Origin of the sequence: Pseudomonas sp. (assembly GCF_033723075.1) — a bacterium.
In the GTDB taxonomy this organism is placed as follows: Bacteria; Pseudomonadota; Gammaproteobacteria; order Pseudomonadales; family Pseudomonadaceae; genus Aquipseudomonas.
This window is the reverse complement of the sequence record NZ_JAWVXU010000008.1, coordinates 97847-116855: the sequence shown is the minus strand read 5'-3', so window position 1 is coordinate 116855 and position 19009 is coordinate 97847. Positions and strand designations below refer to the sequence as shown.

The 19009-nt window shown below is 62.9% G+C and carries 17 protein-coding genes; 12 read left to right on the top strand and 5 right to left on the bottom strand.

Annotation, left to right across the window (positions count from 1 at the left end; all coding sequences use genetic code 11):
• Positions 1-87: 87 nt before the first annotated feature.
• The 3 genes from prfB to R3355_RS11680 form a co-directional block, all read right to left on the bottom strand.
• Positions 88-1183 (bottom strand): peptide chain release factor 2 gene (prfB, locus tag R3355_RS11690; RefSeq protein WP_318961332.1). Its coding sequence is split into 2 segments (ribosomal slippage): positions 88-1110 and positions 1112-1183, totalling 1095 coding nucleotides; the frame shifts between segments, so codons are not numbered across the junction.
• A gap of 116 nt (positions 1184-1299) precedes the next feature.
• On the bottom strand, positions 1300-2961 hold the full coding sequence (locus R3355_RS11685) for a GMC family oxidoreductase (RefSeq protein WP_318961331.1): 1662 nt from the start codon (positions 2959-2961) through the stop codon (positions 1300-1302).
• A 220-nt stretch (positions 2962-3181) separates the two neighbouring features.
• On the bottom strand, positions 3182-3910 hold the full coding sequence (locus R3355_RS11680) for a tellurite resistance TerB family protein (RefSeq protein WP_318961329.1): 729 nt from the start codon (positions 3908-3910) through the stop codon (positions 3182-3184).
• A 228-nt stretch (positions 3911-4138) separates the two neighbouring features.
• Between R3355_RS11680 and R3355_RS11675 the strand changes: the two genes are divergently transcribed.
• From R3355_RS11675 to R3355_RS11635, 9 genes are all read left to right on the top strand, one after another.
• Positions 4139-5050, top strand: coding sequence for a LysR family transcriptional regulator (locus R3355_RS11675; RefSeq protein WP_318961328.1), 912 nt, complete (start codon positions 4139-4141; stop codon positions 5048-5050).
• Between the two features lie 139 nt (positions 5051-5189).
• On the top strand, positions 5190-6656 hold the full coding sequence (locus R3355_RS11670) for a gamma-aminobutyraldehyde dehydrogenase (protein WP_318961327.1): 1467 nt from the start codon (positions 5190-5192) through the stop codon (positions 6654-6656).
• 88 nt (positions 6657-6744) lie between these two features.
• Positions 6745-7896, top strand: a complete 1152-nt coding sequence (gene ydcS / locus R3355_RS11665) for a putative ABC transporter substrate-binding protein YdcS (RefSeq protein WP_318961326.1) — start codon at positions 6745-6747, stop codon at positions 7894-7896.
• Between the two features lie 214 nt (positions 7897-8110).
• A complete protein-coding gene (locus R3355_RS11660; protein WP_318950923.1) occupies positions 8111-9154 on the top strand; it encodes an ABC transporter ATP-binding protein in 1044 nt (347 codons plus the stop codon).
• A 1-nt stretch (position 9155) separates the two neighbouring features.
• Complete coding sequence (locus R3355_RS11655; protein ID WP_318950922.1) at positions 9156-10106, top strand: ABC transporter permease; 951 nt, start codon at positions 9156-9158, stop codon at positions 10104-10106.
• Positions 10096-10905 carry an ABC transporter permease gene (locus R3355_RS11650; protein WP_318950921.1) on the top strand — a complete coding sequence of 270 codons (810 nt, stop codon included), beginning with the start codon at positions 10096-10098 and terminating at the stop codon, positions 10903-10905. The genes R3355_RS11655 and R3355_RS11650 overlap by 11 nt, the downstream gene beginning before the upstream one ends.
• A 47-nt stretch (positions 10906-10952) precedes the next feature.
• Positions 10953-12377: a gamma-aminobutyraldehyde dehydrogenase gene (locus tag R3355_RS11645; protein ID WP_318961325.1), complete on the top strand. Its 1425-nt coding sequence runs from the start codon at positions 10953-10955 to the stop codon at positions 12375-12377.
• A 140-nt stretch (positions 12378-12517) separates the two neighbouring features.
• Complete coding sequence (locus R3355_RS11640) at positions 12518-12994, top strand: ester cyclase (protein ID WP_318961324.1); 477 nt, start codon at positions 12518-12520, stop codon at positions 12992-12994.
• A 235-nt stretch (positions 12995-13229) separates the two neighbouring features.
• Entirely contained in the window at positions 13230-13901 is a 672-nt protein-coding gene (locus R3355_RS11635; RefSeq protein ID WP_318961323.1) for a transglutaminase-like cysteine peptidase, read from the top strand.
• Between the two features lie 180 nt (positions 13902-14081).
• On the opposite strand, the gene recJ is transcribed toward R3355_RS11635, so the two are convergent.
• Positions 14082-15794 carry a single-stranded-DNA-specific exonuclease RecJ gene (recJ, locus tag R3355_RS11630; protein WP_318961322.1) on the bottom strand — a complete coding sequence of 571 codons (1713 nt, stop codon included), beginning with the start codon at positions 15792-15794 and terminating at the stop codon, positions 14082-14084.
• A 119-nt stretch (positions 15795-15913) separates the two neighbouring features.
• Positions 15914-16453: a YaeQ family protein gene (locus tag R3355_RS11625; RefSeq protein WP_318961321.1), complete on the bottom strand. Its 540-nt coding sequence runs from the start codon at positions 16451-16453 to the stop codon at positions 15914-15916.
• 817 nt (positions 16454-17270) lie between these two features.
• On the opposite strand from R3355_RS11625, the gene R3355_RS11620 reads away from it, so the two are divergent.
• The 3 genes from R3355_RS11620 to R3355_RS11610 all read left to right on the top strand — a co-directional run bounded on the left by R3355_RS11620 (position 17271) and on the right by R3355_RS11610 (position 18872).
• Positions 17271-17543 (top strand): hypothetical protein, encoded by a 273-nt coding sequence (locus tag R3355_RS11620; RefSeq protein ID WP_318961320.1) that lies wholly within the window; start codon positions 17271-17273, stop codon positions 17541-17543.
• A gap of 107 nt (positions 17544-17650) precedes the next feature.
• Entirely contained in the window at positions 17651-18136 is a 486-nt protein-coding gene (locus tag R3355_RS11615; protein WP_318961319.1) for a hypothetical protein, read from the top strand.
• Positions 18137-18254: 118 nt separating this feature from the next.
• Positions 18255-18872, top strand: a complete 618-nt coding sequence (locus tag R3355_RS11610; protein WP_318961318.1) for a hypothetical protein — start codon at positions 18255-18257, stop codon at positions 18870-18872.
• Positions 18873-19009: the final 137 nt, after the last annotated feature.

Sequence of the window (19009 nt, the reverse complement as noted above, 5' to 3'; positions counted from 1 at the left end):
GCCCAACATCCGGCCAACGGGCCGGCCTCCTACGCAAATGCAGCGCCGCTCGTTGGGCCTGACCGGCCCAACCTACATTGCGTGTTGTTATAGCCCCTGTTTCAGGCTGGCCACCAGGTACTCGTCGATATCGCCGTCGAGCACGTTGACGCAGTCGCTGCGCTCGACGTTGGTGCGCAGATCCTTGATCCGCGACTGATCGAGCACGTAGGAGCGAATCTGATGCCCCCAACCGATATCCGACTTCGAGTCTTCCAGCACCTGGGAGGCGGCGTTGCGCTTCTGCACTTCCTGCTCGTACAGGCGTGCGCGCAGCATCTTCATCGCGGTGTCTTTGTTGGCGTGCTGGGAGCGTTCGTTCTGGCAGCAGACCACGGTGTTGCTTGGCACGTGGGTAATCCGCACGGCCGAGTCGGTGGTGTTGACGTGCTGACCACCGGCGCCCGAAGAACGGTAGGTGTCGATGCGCAGGTCCGACGGATTGATGTCGATCTCGATGTTGTCATCGATTTCCGGGGACACGAACACGGCCGAGAATGAGGTGTGACGGCGGTTGCCGGAGTCGAACGGACTCTTGCGTACCAGACGGTGCACGCCGATCTCGGTGCGCAACCAGCCGAAGGCGTACTCGCCCTTGATGTGCACGGTCGCGCCCTTGATCCCGGCGACTTCACCGGCGGACAGCTCCATGATGGTGGCGTCGAAACCGCGCTTGTCGGCCCAGCGCAGGTACATGCGCAGCAGGATGTTGGCCCAGTCCTGGGCTTCGGTGCCGCCGGAGCCGGCCTGGATGTCCAGGTAGGCATTGTTGGCGTCCATCTCGCCGCTGAACATGCGGCGGAATTCCATCTTCTCGAGGATTTCGCGCAGGCGCTCGACCTCGGCCGCGACATCGTCGACGGCGCCCTGGTCTTCCTCTTCGGCGGCCATCTGCAGCAGATCGCGGGAGTCGCCGAGGCTGCCGTCGAGGTCGTCGATGGTGTCGACGATCAACGCCAGAGCGGCGCGCTCACGCCCCAGGTTCTGGGCGTATTCGGGGTTGTTCCAGACGTTCGGGTCTTCGAGTTCGCGGTTTACTTCGACCAGCCGATCATGCTTTTGATCGTAGTCAAAGATACCCCCGAATAGTCAGGGTGCGCTCGGAGAGGTCCTTGATGCTGTTCAGGATCGGGTTGATTTCCATGGTTGGCGGCACTCGCAGGTGAAACTTTCGGAAAAGCCGGCGAGTATACCGTAATCGCGGTGGCTCTGGCAGCCCGCAAGCGGCCGTGACTGGCCAGGCGGCAGACCAGCGGGCGCTCAGCCGGCAACGCCCTCGCCCAGCGACGGCGCCAGGGCAACCGCCGGGCCCGACCAAGCTGGCGGGCTGAGAATCAGCTGCGCGGCTTTCTCGGCGATCATCAGCACCGGCGAACAGGTGTTGCCCGAGACGATGCTCGGCATCACCGAGGCGTCGGCGATGCGCAGCCCCGGCACGCCGTGCACGCGCAATTGCGCATCGACCACCGCATCGCGGCCCTGGCCCATCTTGCAGGTGCCGACCGGATGGAAAATCGTGGTACCGATCTCCCCCGCCGCCCGCTGCAAATCCTCCTCACTCTGGTAACTCGGCCCCGGCTTGTATTCCTCGGGTTTGAACGCCGCCAGCGCCGGCGCGGCAACGATGCGCCGGGTCAGGCGGATGGCATCGGCCGCCACCCTCAGGTCGCGCTCGTCACTCAGGTAATTGGGCTGGATCAGCGGCGCCTGCGCAGCCTCCAGCGAACGGATCTCGACCTTGCCGCGGCTGTGCGGGCGCAGGTTGCACACCGAGGCGGTGAAGGCCGGAAAGCCATGCAGCGGCTCGCCGAAACGCTCCAGCGACAGCGGCTGCACGTGATATTGCAGGTTGGCCGACGGCTGCTCGGCACTGGAACGGGCGAACGCGCCCAACTGGCTCGGCGCCATGGCCAGCGGGCCGCTGCGCTTGAGCAGGTACTCCAGGCCCATGCCCAGCTTGCCCCACAGGCTGCCGGCGATCTGGTTGAGGGTCGGCACGCCGCTGACCTGGTAGATCAGGCGCAGCTGCAGGTGGTCCTGCAGGTTCTCGCCCACCCCGGCCAGCTCGTGCTGCACGCCGATGCCCAGGCGCTGCAATAACGGCCGCGGGCCGATGCCCGAACGCTGCAGCAGGGCCGGGGTGCCGATCGAGCCGGCGCACAGGATGATCTCGCGGCGCGCCCGGACCAGCCGCTCGCGTCCCTGCCAGCGCAGACTCAGCGCCTCGGCCCGGCCCTCGGCAAGAATCACCCGCTGCACCTCGGCACCGGTCAAGACGCGCAGATTGGGGCGCTGGCGAATATCGCGGAGGAAGGCCTTCGACGCATTCCAGCGCACGCCGCGGCGCTGATTGACCTGGAAATAGCTGCAGCCCTCGTTATCGCCACCGTTGAAATCCTCGATGCTGGCGATGCCGCTCTGCCCGGCCGCCTGACGGAAGGCCTCCAGCACCTGCCAGGACAGGCGCTGGCGTTCGACCCGCCACTCGCCCGTCGCGCCGTGCACTTCGCTGCTGCCGGCGAAATGGTTCTCCGTGCGCCTGAACAGCGGCAGGACATCGTCCCAGGCCCAGCCCGGATTGCCGGCCGCCGCCCAGCCATCGTAGTCGCGGGCCTGGCCACGCATGTAGATCATGCCGTTGATCGACGAGCTGCCGCCCAGCACCCGGCCACGCGGGTACTTCAGCGCACGGCCGTTCAGCCCGGACTCGGCCACGGTTTCGTAGCACCAGTCGGTGCGCGGGTTGCCGATGCAGTACAGGTAGCCGACCGGAATATGGATCCACGGATAGTTGTCACGCCCGCCCGCCTCCAGCAGCAACACCCGCACCGCCGGGTCGGCAGACAGGCGATTGGCCAACAGGCAGCCGGCCGGGCCGGCACCGACGATCAGGTAGTCGTAACTGTCCTCGAGTTGCTGCATCGGTGCCCTCGCTGTAGCCATTGCTGTTGGAATGGACAACAGCCTAGCCGCTTGGGCCGCGCGGCAAGATGATCTTTTGGTCTGAGATGGTCGCGGTGACTAGCAGTAGGCCCTATGTTTTCTTATGCGCAGCCTCGCAGAACGTAGGAGCGGCGGGGGCGCCTCCTACAAAACACCCGAAAACCAAGCCCGGGCTGCACCCGGGCTACAGGGTCGCATTTCAGCCGGCGTTCAGTTCCACACGCACCTGGGCTTCCAGCTCGCTCTTCAGCGCCGGATCGAGCTTGAGCTGACGGGCCAGCTCCTCCAGGTAGGCGCGCTCCATGAAGTGCTCCTCATCGACCATCAGGACGCTGGCGATATACATCTCGGCGGCCATTTCCGGGCTGGTTGCCGCGCGCGCCACGTCGGCCGGATCCAGCGGTTTGTTCAGCTCGGCCTCGAGCCAGCGCTGCAACTCGGCGTCATTGGTCAACTTGACCAGTTCGCCTTCGATCAGCTGGCGCTCACGCGCATCGACATGCCCATCCGCCTTGGCAGCGGCCACCAGCGCCTTGAGAATACCCTGGCTATGTACCTCGGCCTGCGGCGCCGGCAAGCGATCGAGGGTTTGCGGTTCGCCTTGCGGCGCTTGCGCCTGCTGCGCCTGCCAGTTGCCATAGGCCTTGTAGGCGATCACCCCGAGCGCGGCCAGGCCGCCATAGGTCAGTGCCTTGCCGCCCAACTTGCGGGCACTCTTGTTGCCCAGCAGCAAAGCCATGGCACCGCCAGCCAAAGCGCCACCACCGGCCCCGGAGAGCAGACCGCCCAGGCCGCCGCCAGTCCCACCGGGCAACAAACCACCCAACCCACCGGCGGCGGAGCCCTTGCCGGTTGTTTGCCCAGTCTTGTTCTGCAGCAGATCCTGACCGGACTTGAGTAGCTGATCGAGCAATCCGCGGGTGTTCATCGACACGTCTCCTGGGTAACAAAGGTGCAAATAAGACCGCCAGACCAAATGGAAAATTCCTGCAGTCACCGGCGGATTGCATCGAGATGTTGCCGCCGCGCAACCTTGCGAGTCACACGCCGCGCGTGCATAAAGGACAACATTTGGCGTTCTACAAAAACGAACGCCATGGTGTATTTTCGACAAACAGTACCGCAAGCCTGCCCAGCACCCGGTTGGTAGCCCACGATGATGACCCTGCGCCAGATCCGCCACTTCATTGCCGTCGCCGAGACCGGCTCGATCTCTGCCGCGGCCCAGGCCGTGCACATTTCCCAGTCGACCCTGACCCTGGCCATCCAGCAACTGGAGGACGAGATCGGCGTCAGCCTGTTCAACCGCCACGCCAAGGGCATGTCGCTGACCCACCAGGGTCACCAGTTCCTGCGCCAGGCCCACCTGATCCTGGCCACGGTGGACAACGCCAAGCGCAGCCTGCAACAGAGCACCGACCAGGTTGCCGGCAGCCTGACCATAGGCGTGACCAGCCTGGTGGCCGGCTACTACTTGGCCGATTTGATCACCCGCTTCCAGCGCGCCTACCCCAACGTCGACATTCGCGTGATGGAAGACGAGCGCCCGTATATCGAGCACCTGCTGGTCAGCGGCGAAATCGACGTCGGCGTACTGATCCTGTCCAACCTGGAAGACCGCCACGCCCTGCAGACCGAGGTGCTGACCCACTCGCCGCTGCGCCTCTGGCTGCCGCCGCAACATCCGCTGCTGGAGCATGACAGCATCAGCCTGGCGGACATCGCCAGCGAACCGCTGATCCAGCTGAACGTCGACGAGATGGACCTGAATGCCCAGCGCATCTGGTCCGGCGCCGGCCTGCAGCCGCACATCACCCTGCGCACCGGCTCCACCGAGGCGGTGCGCAGCCTGGTCGCCGCCGGCCTGGGCCTGTCCATTCAACCGGACATGACCTACCGCCCCTGGTCACTGGAGGGCGACATCATCGAAGCCCGCGCCGTGGCCGACCTGACCCAGACCCTCGACGTCGGCCTGGCCTGGCGCCGCGGCAGCGCGCGACCGGCGCTGGTCGACCCCTTCCTCAGTGTTGCCCGCGAGCAACCCGCTGGCCGCAAGCCATCTATTTAATAGAACGCAGCGTTCAGTATTAAGAATTTGTGAGCCTCACGCCCAGGATCTAGTCTCTCCTTCGCACAACGAGAAGAGCGCATAGGGCGTGAGTCCTATAGCAGCCCGCAGCTCCAAATAAGAACAGAGAGCACACCGAATGGCTGGCGTAACGAACCCCACGTCCTTTTGCCGTGAACTGTTGATCGACGGTCAACTGCTGGCCGGTGCGGGCGCAGATGAGCAGATCCTCAATCCGGCCAACGGTCAAGTCCTGACCCAGATTGCCGAAGCCTCGAGCGAACAGGTCGAAGCCGCCATCCTGGCAGCGCACCGGGCGTTCCCCAGCTGGTCGCGGACCACCCCGCAACAGCGCTCACTGATCCTGCTTGGCATCGCCGACGCCATCGAACGGCGCGCCGACCAGTTCGCCGGCCTGGAAGCCCTGAACTGCGGCAAGCCGCTGCATCTGGCCCGGCAGGACGATATCAGCGCCACGGTGGACGTGTTTCGCTTCTTCGCCGGCGCGGTGCGCTGCCAGACCGGCCAGCTGTCCGGCGAATACCTGCCGGGCTATACCAGCATGGTGCGCCGCGACCCGATCGGCGTGGTCGCCTCCATCGCGCCCTGGAACTACCCGCTGATGATGGCGGCCTGGAAAATCGCCCCGGCCCTGGCCGCCGGCAACACCCTGGTATTCAAACCCTCCGAACACACCCCGCTGTCGATCCTGGCCCTCGCCCCGGTGCTCGCCGAACTGCTGCCACGCGGTGTGCTGAATATCCTCTGTGGCGGCGGCGAAAGCGTCGGCAGTCACCTGGTCAGCCACCCACGGGTGCGCATGGTGTCGCTGACCGGCGACATCGTCACCGGGCAGAAGATCCTCCAGGCCGCAGCCAAGACCCTCAAGCGCACCCACCTGGAACTCGGCGGCAAGGCACCGGTAATTGTCTGCAACGATGCCGACCTGCAAGCGGTGGTCGAAGGTGTGCGCACCTATGGCTATTACAACGCTGGCCAGGATTGCACTGCCGCCTGCCGCATCTATGCTCAAACAGGTATCCATGACCGTTTAGTCGCGGAGTTGGGTGATGCCGTGAGCAGCCTGCGCTTTGCCTGCAAGACGGACGCGGACAACGAGATCGGCCCGCTGATCAGCGCCCGCCAGCGCGATCGGGTCGCCAGCTTCGTCGAGCGCGCCCTTGGCCAACCGCATATCGAGCGGGTGACCGGCGCCGCCGTGCACTCCGGCTCCGGTTTCTATTACCAGCCGACCCTGCTCGCTGGCTGCAAACAGGCCGACGAAATCGTCCAGCGCGAGGTGTTCGGCCCGGTGGTCACCGTCACCCGCTTCGACGAACTGACGCAGGCAGTGGACTGGGCCAACGACTCCGAATACGGCCTGGCCTCCTCGGTGTGGACCGGCAACCTGGACAAGGCCATGCAGGTCGCCGCTCGCCTGCAGTACGGCTGCACCTGGATCAACAGTCACTTCATGCTGGTCAGCGAGATGCCCCATGGCGGCCTCAAGCGCTCCGGCTACGGCAAGGACCTGTCCAGCGATTCGCTGCAGGACTACAGCGTGGTGCGCCACATCATGGCCCGCCATGGCCAGCAACTGGATTGAGTGAGTCATACCGACAAGTAGCCCTGACCGGCTGTGCAACGCGACGTTCAACTGCCCCGAGCCCGACAATAAACAAGAGGGAAACCCAATGTTCGTGCAAAAAACCGCTTTGTTGAGTGCGCTGGCCAGCGCACTGCTGGCCAGCGCCAGCCTGCAGGCCGCCGAAACGCTGAAAGCGCTTGGTGACGGCGAAGGGCGCCTGGATATCGTCGCCTGGCCCGGTTATATCGAGCGCGGCGAGACCGACAAGGGCTACGACTGGGTCACCGGCTTCGAGCAGCAGACCGGCTGCATGGTCAACGTCAAGACCGCCGCCACCTCCGACGAGATGGTCAGCCTGATGGCCAAGGGCGGCTATGACCTGGTCACCGCCTCGGGCGATGCCTCGCTGCGCCTGGTCGCCGGCAAGCGCGTCCAGCCAATCAACATCGACCTGATCCCCAACTGGAAGACCGTCGACGAACGCCTCAAGCAGGCACCCTGGCACACCGTTGCCGGCCAGCATTACGGCACCCCCTATCAGTGGGGGCCGAACGTGCTGATGTACAACAGCAGCGTGTTCAAAGAGCCACCGACCAGCTGGAAGGTGGTGTTCGAGGAGCAGACCCTGGCCGACGGCAAGAGCAACAAGGGCCGGGTGCAGGCCTATGACGGGCCGATCTACATCGCCGACGCGGCGCTCTATCTCAAGGCCAGCAAACCGGAACTGGGGATCGACGACCCCTACCTGCTCAACGAGGAGCAGTACGCCGCTACCCTGGCACTGCTGCGCCAGCAACATTCGCTGGTCCACCGTTACTGGCACGACGCAACGGTGCAGATGAGCGACTTCAAGAATGAAGGGGTGGTCGCCTCCGGCTCCTGGCCGTACCAGGTCAACGCCCTGCAACTGGAGAAACAGCCGATCGCCTCGGTGGTGCCGGTAGAGGGCGCCACCGGCTGGGCCGACACCACCATGCTGCACGCCGAGGCCAAGCACCCGAACTGTGCCTACAAGTGGATGAACTGGTCGCTGGAGCCCAAGGTACAGGGCGATCTGGCCGCCTGGTTCGGCTCCCTGCCAGCGGTGCCGGCAGCCTGCCAGGGCAATGAGCTGCTGGGTGCCGAGGGCTGCAAGACCAACGGCTTCGACAACTTCGACCGGATCGCCTTCTGGAAAACCCCGCAGGCCGAAGGTGGCAAGTACGTGCCCTACAGCCGCTGGACCCAGGACTACATCGCGATCATGGGCGGCCGCTGATTGTGGCATCGCGCTGGCTGCGCGGTATTCGTAGGGTGGACGACGCTTTTCTCGTCCACCACCCAGCACCGCTGGTGGATGGATAGAGCGCCATCCACCCTACGAGGCCAGACATTGGTTCCATCGTTACCCAGCCCCTGCCCCGGCAGCCCGTGTCGGCAAAACCTGGCAGCCAGGACGGGATGGATGGTTTTTTCTCCTGGAGTTTTTTGACATGACCCTTGCAGTGCAATTTACCGGTGTGTCGCGCGTGTTCGGCGAGGTCAAGGCCGTCGACCGGGTGTCCATCGACATCCAGGATGGCGAGTTCTTTTCCATGCTCGGCCCCTCGGGCTCGGGCAAAACCACCTGCCTGCGCCTGATCGCCGGCTTCGAGCAGCCCAGCGCCGGCAGCATCCGCATTCATGGCCAGGAGGCCGTCGGCCTGGCGCCCTATCAGCGCGACGTCAACACGGTGTTCCAGGACTATGCGCTGTTTCCCCACATGAACGTGCTGGACAACGTCGCCTATGGTCTCAAGGTCAAGGGTGTGGGCAAGAGCGAGCGCTATGCCCGTGCCGAAGAGACCCTGGCCCTGGTCGCCCTGGGCGGCTACGGCGCCCGCAAACCGGCGCAACTGTCCGGCGGCCAGCGCCAGCGCGTGGCCCTGGCCCGCGCCCTGGTCAACCGACCGCGGGTGCTGCTGCTGGATGAACCACTCGGTGCGCTCGACCTCAAGCTGCGCGAACAGATGCAGGGCGAACTGAAGAAACTGCAACGTCAGCTCGGCATCACCTTCATTTTCGTCACCCACGACCAGACCGAGGCACTGTCGATGTCCGACCGTGTGGCGGTGTTCAACAAAGGCCGCATCGAGCAGGTCGACAGCCCGCGCAATCTCTATATGAAACCGGCAACCGCGTTCGTCGCCGAGTTCGTCGGCACCTCCAACGTTGTGCGCGGCGAGCTGGCCAAACGTCTCACCGGCCAGGCCCTGCCCTTCTCGATCCGCCCCGAACACATCCGCTTCGCCGACGACCAGGCAGCCGGCAGCGGCGAAGTGGAAGTCTGCGGCCTGCTGCACGACATCCAGTACCAGGGCGCCGCCACCCGCTATGAAATCCAGCTGGAAAACGGCCAGAACCTCAGCATCAGCCAGGCCAACGACCAGTGGCAGGCCGGCGCGCCGGTTTACCAGACCGGCCAGCCAGTCACCGCGCGCTGGGCGCGGGCGGCCATGATTGCGCTGCAGGATGCGATCCCCGGCGAGGGTCGCTGAGATGGAGGCGTCGCTGAAAGCCCGCACACCACGGCCAGCCAATGGCCCGCTGCACCGCCTGTCCAACCTGCTGTACCGCAAGCCGAACCTGTACCTGTCGCTGCTGCTGATCCCCCCGCTGCTGTGGTTCGGTGCGATCTATTTCGGCTCGCTGCTGACCCTGCTCTGGCAAGGCCTGTACACCTTCGACGACTACAGCATGACGGTGACCCCGCAGTTGACGCTGGACAACCTGGCGGCGCTGTTCCTGCCGGCCAACTACGACATCATCCTGCGCACCCTGAGCATGGCCATCGCCGTATCGCTGGCCAGCGCCCTGCTGGCCTTTCCCATCGCCTACTACATGGCGCGTCACACCACGGGCAAGACCAAGGCGTTCTTCTATATCGCGGTGATGATGCCGATGTGGGCCAGCTACATCGTCAAGACCTACGCCTGGACCCTGCTGCTGGCCAAAGGCGGGGTGGCCCAGTGGTTCATCGACCAGCTCGGTCTGGCGCCGGCGCTGCACTTCATCCTGAGCATTCCCGGAGTCGGTGGCAGCACCCTGTCGACCTCGCACCTGGGGCGCTTCCTGGTGTTCGTCTACATCTGGCTGCCGTTCATGATCCTGCCGATCCAGGCCGCCCTGGAGCGCCTGCCGCCCTCATTGTTGCAGGCCTCTGCCGACCTTGGCGCGCGCCCCTGGCAGACCTTCGTCCAGGTGATCCTGCCGCTGTCGATTCCGGGCATCGCGGCCGGCTCGATCTTCACCTTCAGCCTGACCCTGGGCGATTTCATCGTGCCGCAGCTGATCGGCCCGCCCGGTTTCTTTATCGGCAGCATGGTTTATGTGCAGCAAGGCGCAGTCGGCAACATGCCAATGGCCGCCGCCTTCACCCTGGTGCCGATCGTGCTGATCGCCATCTATCTGTCCATCGTCAAACGCCTGGGGGCCTTCAATGCACTCTGACAAAGCGTCTTGGGGCCTGAAACTGGCGGCCTGGGCGGGACTGCTGTTCCTTCATTTCCCGATCCTGATCATCTTCATCTACGCCTTCAACACCGAGGAGGCAGCCTTCAGCTTCCCGCCCCAGGGCTTCACCCTGCACTGGTTCAGCGTGGCCTTCGCCCGGGCCGACGTGCTCGAGTCGATCAAGCTGTCGCTACAGATCGCCTGCCTGGCCACCCTGATCGCCCTGTTCCTCGGCACCCTGGCCGCCGCCGCGCTGTACCGCCGCGACTTTTTCGGCAAGGAAGGCATTTCGCTGATGCTGATCCTGCCGATTGCCCTGCCCGGCATCGTCACCGGCCTGGCCCTGCTTGCCGCGTTCAAGACCCTGGATATCGAGCCGGGGATCTTCACCATAGTCGTCGGCCACGCCACCTTCTGCGTGGTGATCGTCTACAACAACGTGATCGCCCGCTTCCGCCGCACCTCCTACAACCTGATCGAGGCCTCGATGGACCTCGGCGCCGACGGCTGGCAGACCTTCCGCTACATCATCCTGCCCAACCTCGGCTCGGCCCTGCTGGCCGGCGGCATGCTGGCGTTCGCCCTGTCGTTCGACGAGATCATTGTCACCACCTTCACCGCCGGTCACGAACGCACCCTGCCGCTGTGGCTGCTCAACCAGTTGAGTCGCCCGCGCGACGTGCCGGTGACCAACGTGGTGGCAATGTCGGTGATGCTGGTGACCATGCTGCCGATCCTCGGCGCCTACTACCTGACCAGGGGCGGTGAAGGCGTCGCCGGCAGCGGTGGCAAGTAAGCCCGTCCGCATTAATTCGTAGAAGCCCCCAACCAGAGGATTTCGCAATGCAAAGCAAACTGCTGATCAATGGCCGACTGGTCGCCGGGGAAGGTGCCAGCCTGGCGGTGCTCAATCCGGCCCTCGGCGCGCCGCTGCTGCATATCAACGAGGCCAGCGCCGAGCAGGTCGATGCCGCCGTGCGTGCCGCCGACGCCGCCTTCGACGGCTGGTCGCAGACCGCGCCGAAAGACCGTGCGCTGTGTTTGCTGCGCCTGGCCGACAGGATCGAAGCCCATGCCGAGGAGCTGGCCAAACTGGAGTCGGACAACTGCGGCAAACCCTACGCCGCCGCACTCAACGACGAGATCCCGGCCATCGCCGATGTGTTCCGCTTCTTCGCCGGCGCCAGCCGTTGCCTGCGCGGCAGCGCTGCCGGCGAGTACCTGGCCGGCCACACCTCGATGATCCGCCGCGACCCGATCGGCGTGGTCGCCTCGATCGCGCCCTGGAACTACCCGCTCATGATGGCCGCCTGGAAGCTCGCCCCAGCCCTGGCCGCCGGCAATACCGTGGTGCTCAAGCCGTCCGAGCAGACCCCGCTGACGGCCCTTAAGCTGGCCGAATTCCTCGCCGATATCTTCCCCGCCGGCGTGGTCAACATCGTCTTCGGCCGCGGCGCCAGCGTCGGCAGCCCGCTGGTGAGCCACCCCAAGGTGCGCATGGTGTCGCTGACCGGCTCGGTCGCCACCGGTTCGAATATCATCGCCAGCAGCGCCGCCTCGGTGAAGCGCCTGCACATGGAGCTGGGCGGCAAGGCGCCGGTGCTGATCTTCGACGACGCCGACATCGCCGCGGCGGTGGAAGGCATCCGCACCTTCGGCTTCTACAACGCCGGCCAGGACTGCACCGCCGCCTGCCGCATCTATGCGCAGAAAGGCATCTACGAGAAATTTGTCGCCGAGTTGGGCGCCGCCGTCGGCTCGATCAGGCACGGCATCCAGGGCGACGCCAGCACCGAACTGGGCCCGCTGATCACCGCCGAGCACCGCCAGCGCGTGGCCGGTTTCGTCGAGCGGGCCAGCGCCCAGGCGCATATCGAAGTGGTTACCGGCGGCAAGGCACCCGCCGGTGACGGTTTCTTCTTCCTGCCCACGGTGCTGGCTGGCGCCCGGCAAAGCGACGAGATCGTCCGCCGCGAAGTGTTCGGTCCGGTGGTTTCGGTCACCCCGTTCGACGACGAAGCCCAGGCGCTGGCCTGGGCCAACGACTCCGATTACGGCCTGGCCTCCTCGGTGTGGACCAGCGACGTCGGCCGCGCCCACCGCCTCGCCGCGCGCCTGCAGTACGGCTGCACCTGGGTCAACACCCACTTCATGCTGGTCAACGAAATGCCCCATGGCGGGATGAAGCTGTCCGGCTACGGCAAGGACCTGTCGATGTATGGGCTGGAGGACTACACCGCCGTGCGCCACGTGATGTTCAAGCACTGAAGACGCCTGCGTAGGCTGGCATCTACCCACGAACCCCGTAGGGTGCGCTGCGCGCACCACAGGCTTGCGAGAACTCGCTGGTACGCACGGCCTAGGCGGCCCCGCGCACCCTACGAATCCCCCCAGCTGGAGCAATAACAATGAAAAATGCACTGCGCAGCATCGCTTTTATCGCCCTTGCTACCCTTGCCGGCCTGGTTCAGGCCGCAGACGACGCCAGGGCCATCGTCGACGGCTACATGGCCGCCTGGAATGCCCACGACGCCGAGCAGGCCGCGACCTTCCTGGCCGAGGACGCGGTGTACTTCGATGCCACCGTCGGCACCCCGCAGAACGGCAAGGCGGCGGCACGCGACAATGTGATCAAGGTGTTTATCGACGCGGTGCCGGACCTGAAGTGGGAAATGACCAGCGAGCCGATCGTCGGCGCCGATGGCATCGCCTTCCAGTGGCGGTTCAGCGGCACCAACAGTGGTGCCTGGGGTCCAGACACCCCGGCCACCGACAAGCCACTGAGCTTCGAGGGCGTCAGCTTCATCCGCATCAAGGACGGCAAGATCGCCTATCAGGGCGACTACTACGACGCCCTCGGCTTCAACAAGCAGCTGGGCTGGTAAGGCCAGCGCGCCGCCGGTCCGAACCGGCGGCGCCCTCCTGCGCAACGACCTCCCGCCACAGTCACTCCCCCGTGCAGTTCGTCGGTTAATCGGGGGAAACCCTCAAATAGTGTTTCCCATCACATACCGCCTCTATGCGCTCACTAATTGACGTCGGTAGGATGACGGCAAAACCGGGTAAAACTCGGCCAAGGCTATGGATGGCTCAACAGTCCAGCGCAGTCAGCCCCCGACCATGCCCCGATTTCCTCTCAGCCTCGCCCGCACACTGCCCATTAGCCTGGCAATCCTGCTGGCCATGGCCGCCACCCCCTGCCTTGGGGCCTCCCTGCCCGCCGCTTCCGCCCTCGACCAAGCCATCGAGCAAGCACGGCTGAGCAGTTGGCGCAGCCTGATCGAGCAGGGCGGCGCCCTGGGCGAGCGCAGCAAACTGCAAACGGTCAACGACTTCATCAATCGCTCGGTGAGCTATGGCAGCGATCGCGAAATATGGGGCGCGGACGAATACTGGGCGACACCGGCGCAGACCCTGGCGCGCGGCCGCGGCGACTGCGAAGACTTTGCCATCGGCAAGTACTTCACTCTGGTGGAGATGGGCGTGCCCAGCGAGAAGTTGCGCCTGACCTACGTCAAGGCCCTGTCGATCAATCAGGCGCACATGGTCCTGGCCTACTACCCGAGCCAGACGGAACAGCCACTGATCCTCGACAACCTTGAGCCGCGGATCAAGCCGGCCGCGGAACGCCGCGACCTGCTGCCGGTGTATGCCTTCAACAACCACGGGATCTTCCTGGCCAAGGCGCCGCAGCAGAAATCCGCGCAACCGCCGCAAATGCTCTCGCGCTGGAGCGATGTCAACGAACGCGTCCTCGCCGATGAGCGACGTCTGCAGGCCAACCAGGGCTGACACCGCTCCGCCCACTACCTCGAGCAATCCGCGACCTGCAGGCTGTCACTCGCCGCAGGCAGTGCACCAGGGTTCAGCGGCGCGGTACAAAAGCTGGCGGGTTGTCGCTTCGCTCCGATCGGAACGCCGCCCGGACCGCCCTACCTGCAGGCAGTGCACCGTCAATTAGCGAGCGACAGCTCAGCGCGGCGCCAGGTGCGCCACCATCAGTTGCACGCTTTCCCGGCCGCGGTACTCGTTGACGTCCAGCTTGTAGGCCAGCTCGACCCAGCGCACGGTGGGATTGGGCCAGATTTCGCGGTCGATATTGAAGGCGATGCCGTCCAGGGTCTGGCCGCCGCATTCGGTCTTAAGCACCATTTTGAGGTGCTTGTCGCCGACCAGGCGCTGCTGCACCACCTGGAACACGCCATGGAACAACGGCTCGGGGAAATGCTGGCCCCAGGGCCCGGCATTGCGCAGCTCCTTGGCCAGGGGCAAATGAAACTCTTCGACCGACAGGGCGCCGTCGGAGAGCAAGCGCCCGGTCAGGTCGTCTTCGCACAGCTGGCGCCGCACCTCGGCATCGAAGGCGGCGGCAAAGGCGCCGAAGTTGGCTTCGGGCAGGGACAGCCCCGCCGCCATGGCGTGCCCGCCGAACTTGCTGATCAGCTGCGGATGCCTGGCCGCGACGGCATCCAGGGCATCACGGATATGAAAGCCCGGCACCGAGCGCGCCGAGCCCTTGAGCACGCCATCGCCGGCATCGGCGAAGGCGATGGTCGGCCGGTGGTAACGCTCCTTCATGCGCGAGGCGAGAATGCCGATCACGCCCTGGTGCCAATCCGCCTCGAACAGGCACAGACCGAACGGCATGTCCTCCAGCGGCAGATCCTTGAGCTGGGCCAGGGCCTCACGCTGCATACCCTGCTCGATGGCCTTGCGGTCCTGGTTGAGCTGATCCAGCGCCACCGCCATGTCGCGGGCCAGGGCCTCGTCTTCGCAGAGCAGGCATTCGATCCCCAGGCTCATGTCGTCCAGACGCCCGGCCGCATTCAGGCGCGGGCCGAGGATAAAGCCCAGGTCGGTGGAGGTGATGCGCTCCGGCTGCCGCCCGGCCACCTCGAGAATCGCGCGCAGGCCCGGCCGCGCGCGCCCGGCACGAATCCGCGCCAGGCCCTGATGGACCAGGATGCGGTTGTTGGCGTCCAGCGGCACCACGTCGGCGACGCTGCCCAGCGCCACCAGGTCGAGCAGCTCGGCCAGATTCGGCTCCGGCCGCTGCGGACTGAACCAGTTCAGCTCGCGCAAGCGCGCGCGCAGCGCCAGCAGCACATAGAAAATCACCCCGACCCCGGCCAGCGCCTTGCTCGGGAACTCGCAGCCCTGCTGGTTGGGATTGACGATGGCATCCGCCGCCGGCAGCTCGGCCCCCGGCAAGTGGTGATCGGTGACCAGCACCATCAGCCCCGCCGCCTTGGCCGCCGCCACGCCCTCGACGCTGGAGATGCCGTTGTCCACGGTGATCAGCAACTGCGGCTGGCGCTGCAGCGCCACCGCGACAATTTCCGGGGTCAGGCCGTAGCCATACTCGAAACGGTTCGGCACCAGGTAGTCGACATGGGCCGCGCCGAGCATGCGCAGACCGAGCATGCCAACCGTGCTGGCGGTGGCGCCATCGGCGTCGAAGTCGCCGACGATCAGCATGCGCTGGCCCTGCTCCAGGGCCAGCACCAACAGTTCGACCGCCGCCTCGATGCCCTTGAGCTGCTGATAGGGCAGCAGACGCGCCAGGCCCTTGTCCAGCTCGACCTGCGACTGCACGCCGCGGGCGGCATACAGACGGGTCAACAACGGTGGCAGATTACCCAGATCGGGCAGGATGGCGGGTAGCGGGCGGGCTTCGATGCGCATCTTTAGCTCATGTCAGAGGATTGTGTGGGCAGGAGCCAGCTTGCGGGCGATCCGGCGAGGGTCTCGGCAGGAACGCCAGCCAGAAGCAGGCGTGCGCCCTGGCTCCGACACAAGAGGTCTTATCGTTCGCCGATCAGCCACTCGATCGGCACTTCATGCTGACCGCGCTCATCGGTGACAAACAGCTCGCCGTCGCTGATCATCACGCTCCAGCTCAGCGCCCGCGGCATATCCAGCGCCAGGCTGGCCAGCGCTTCCTGATCCAACGCCACCACATTGATGTTCTTCAGGCTGCGCACCGGAGCGAGCACCTTGGTCTGCCAGACGCGCAGGTTGCCGTAGGCCACCAGGCTGAACTTCTCGGTGCGCCGCGAGCACCAGGTGATGCGGTCGCTGTCCGGCTGGCCGACTTCGATCCAGTGCAGCACGCGGTCGTCCAGGCTCTTCTCCCACAGCGCCGGCTCGTCCACGTCCGACAGGCCGCGACCGAACGCCAACTGCTCGTCATAGAACAGCGCATAGGCGATCAACCGCGCGGCCAGGCGCTCTTCGGTTTCCGATGGGTGCTTGGCCACGGTGAAGCGCAGGCTTTGATAGACGCTGCGGTCGATGTCGGTGAGGTTCAGATCGATCTTGTAGGTGGTGGACGGCAGGGCCATGGGCGGGCTTCTTGGCTGGGCGAAAAGGTCGCAAGTCTAACCCGAAACGGCCGGCGCCGGACCAACCACCCGGCCAACAGGGCATTTTCCGTTCGCCGCCGCGCTTGGCGAACCAGCGACCGCATGCCCCGCCCGCTGGTGGCACGACAGGGTTGAAATGTCGGTTAAACGCCAGGCGTGCGCTGCCAGGCCGCAGGCGCCTTGGCTTGGTTCGAGCGGCACGCTGGACTATGCTCGGTCAAACCAAGGGAATGTCAGCCCCCGCCTATCCGGCAAGGACCGTCGTTACTCCCTTTTTTGTCATGTAGTCGCCAGCCCCGTTATGCGCAGGGGCGGCGGTAGCCTGCCTGAGTCACTGCTAGCAGGCCGTCGGACTCGACCGTCCGGGTAATAGGCAACACGGGTATCTCCGTGGAGATTTGCAGCGCAAATCGTGGGTGTCCCCTGTGCTGCTCAACGATCCAGCGGACTCAGCACAGCCCAACCGCCGCGGTTGAGCAAAAAGTCTTATCTGACCCTATTTGTTCCATTTCCAGCATGTGGCGGTAGTGATGAAATCGAACAAAACGCCTGACCCACTCGCAATAGACGCGCGCTCTGTCCGAATCGAATAGCGTTTGAGGCGAATCTGCTTGTGCATCTGATCGAGCAAGCGGGGCTTTCCGTTCATGGTGTATAACTCCCTTATACGGTCATCCGACCGCTGCAATGCCTGGCCTAGACAGGGATAGACGAGAGGAGAAGGAATGTTATCCACCACGACCGTAAAAGCGTTATCACACCAATTGGTGTCTATTTATAGTTAGGCATACAAACCATGTACTACCAAATACTCATCAACGGAATGTCTCTAGGGATATTTGGTCATCCAAACGTTCAGAATATGCACCTTTCGCTCATGGTAACTGCAGAACGAAGAGAGATTTTCGCCAATGCTGTTTGCCAAGAAGGTGAAGATCTATACATGATTGACTGGCTTCAATACCAAATCACTGTAGAAGATGTTGTCGAGTTCAAGCAAGTATTAGAAGGCCCGGTTCCGGAGCCTCGCAAGAAGTACAAAATTCGAGCATCAGTGCAAGATGCCTAACAATGCGCTCAACTGACGCTCACTTCGTTCGCTGGACGTCCAAAAGCTACGCTTTTGGCCGCCCGTTAGCTTAACCGTTATACGTTACCACAAGGAACTAATTAGCAATGTCCGTCTACAGCAATGAGTACGAAGAATTTTTGTTTCATAGGATTGATGATTCAGATTTGCTGACAGGCTTTGTTATTGGGCACTTGGTGGTTGAGCACCTTCTTGAAGAGATACTTCTAAGTTACGATAGCAAGCTTAAAGAGCATTTTATGTCATTAACCCATAGTAGAAAAATTACCCTTATAAATTCCTTGGGGTTGGTTCCAGATGAAGTGGCAAGTTGTCTGCAAAGCATTAATAAGATGAGAAACAAATTTGCTCATCAGCTAGGTTTTGCGCCAAATAAAGGTGAATTGTTGAATCTAATATCTAAATGCAGAGCTAGCTTTAACGACATGACCGATGGCCTTGAGCAGCTTGAAGGGGCTTTAACAGACTCGGAAAGCCTACTTGAAGCGCAAGAGAAGTACGGAGTTGGGCTGGCCGATCTGTTTATTCAAGTGGTTTACGACTTGGAAGGGTACGCTAATAAAGATGCATAGCGAGAAAACGTATAACAAACCGCTCAAATTCGTTCCGGCCACAAAAAACCGTGGCCTCCACCGGACTCGCTAACGCTCGCCGTTTAGCGGGGCGTTAGGTACCTCTACAGGAATAATGATGCCAACCAATACAGAACATGAAAACAACATTACAGACTTCCCTTCAAACGAAAGCAAAATTCCAGAAAGACTTCCAGAAGAAACATTAATCAGGATTAGAGCTTACGAAGAAGAGCAAAAAATCAAATCAGCAGAAACAAAGAAAGTTATATATTTATTTTCTTTAATTTCACTCGTATTTCTTTTGCTAATCATGGCATCCATAAGAAATCCAGGCATATACGAAATAGACCAAGACACCTTACTATTCATAAACAAAGGGTACAACGCACTTATACTTTTAACTATACCCTTTCTTCTGGGAATGATTGGCGCCATTGCCAGGCTGCTATTGTCAGGCATAAAAATAACCCAAGAACTTTCCTTAACAATTGGCTCAGGGTTGATGGCAGTATTCTCATGGGTCGGCATTAAGAGCGGTGTATTATTAGCAATTATCGCACCACATATAGAGCAACAAGGAATAGGGGCTGAGGAACTAGCTAGCTCTTCAAGCGACTTTTATACAATGGTACTAGTTGCAGTTTTCGTCGGCATGTTTTCTACAAACCTGTATTTGTTCATAAGTCAGCGTGTTGAGCAGCTTTCTAATAAAGATCAAGAGTCCAAAAATTAGTGCTCAGGCCCCTAACAAGTGGTTCAAGTCGCTCGCTTCGCTCACTCGGGACGGGCTAAAGCCCGCCCCTTAACCAAACGTTAGGTTACAAGCCATGATTTGCACGAAATGTGGAGGGACCCGTTTCAATAGCTGGA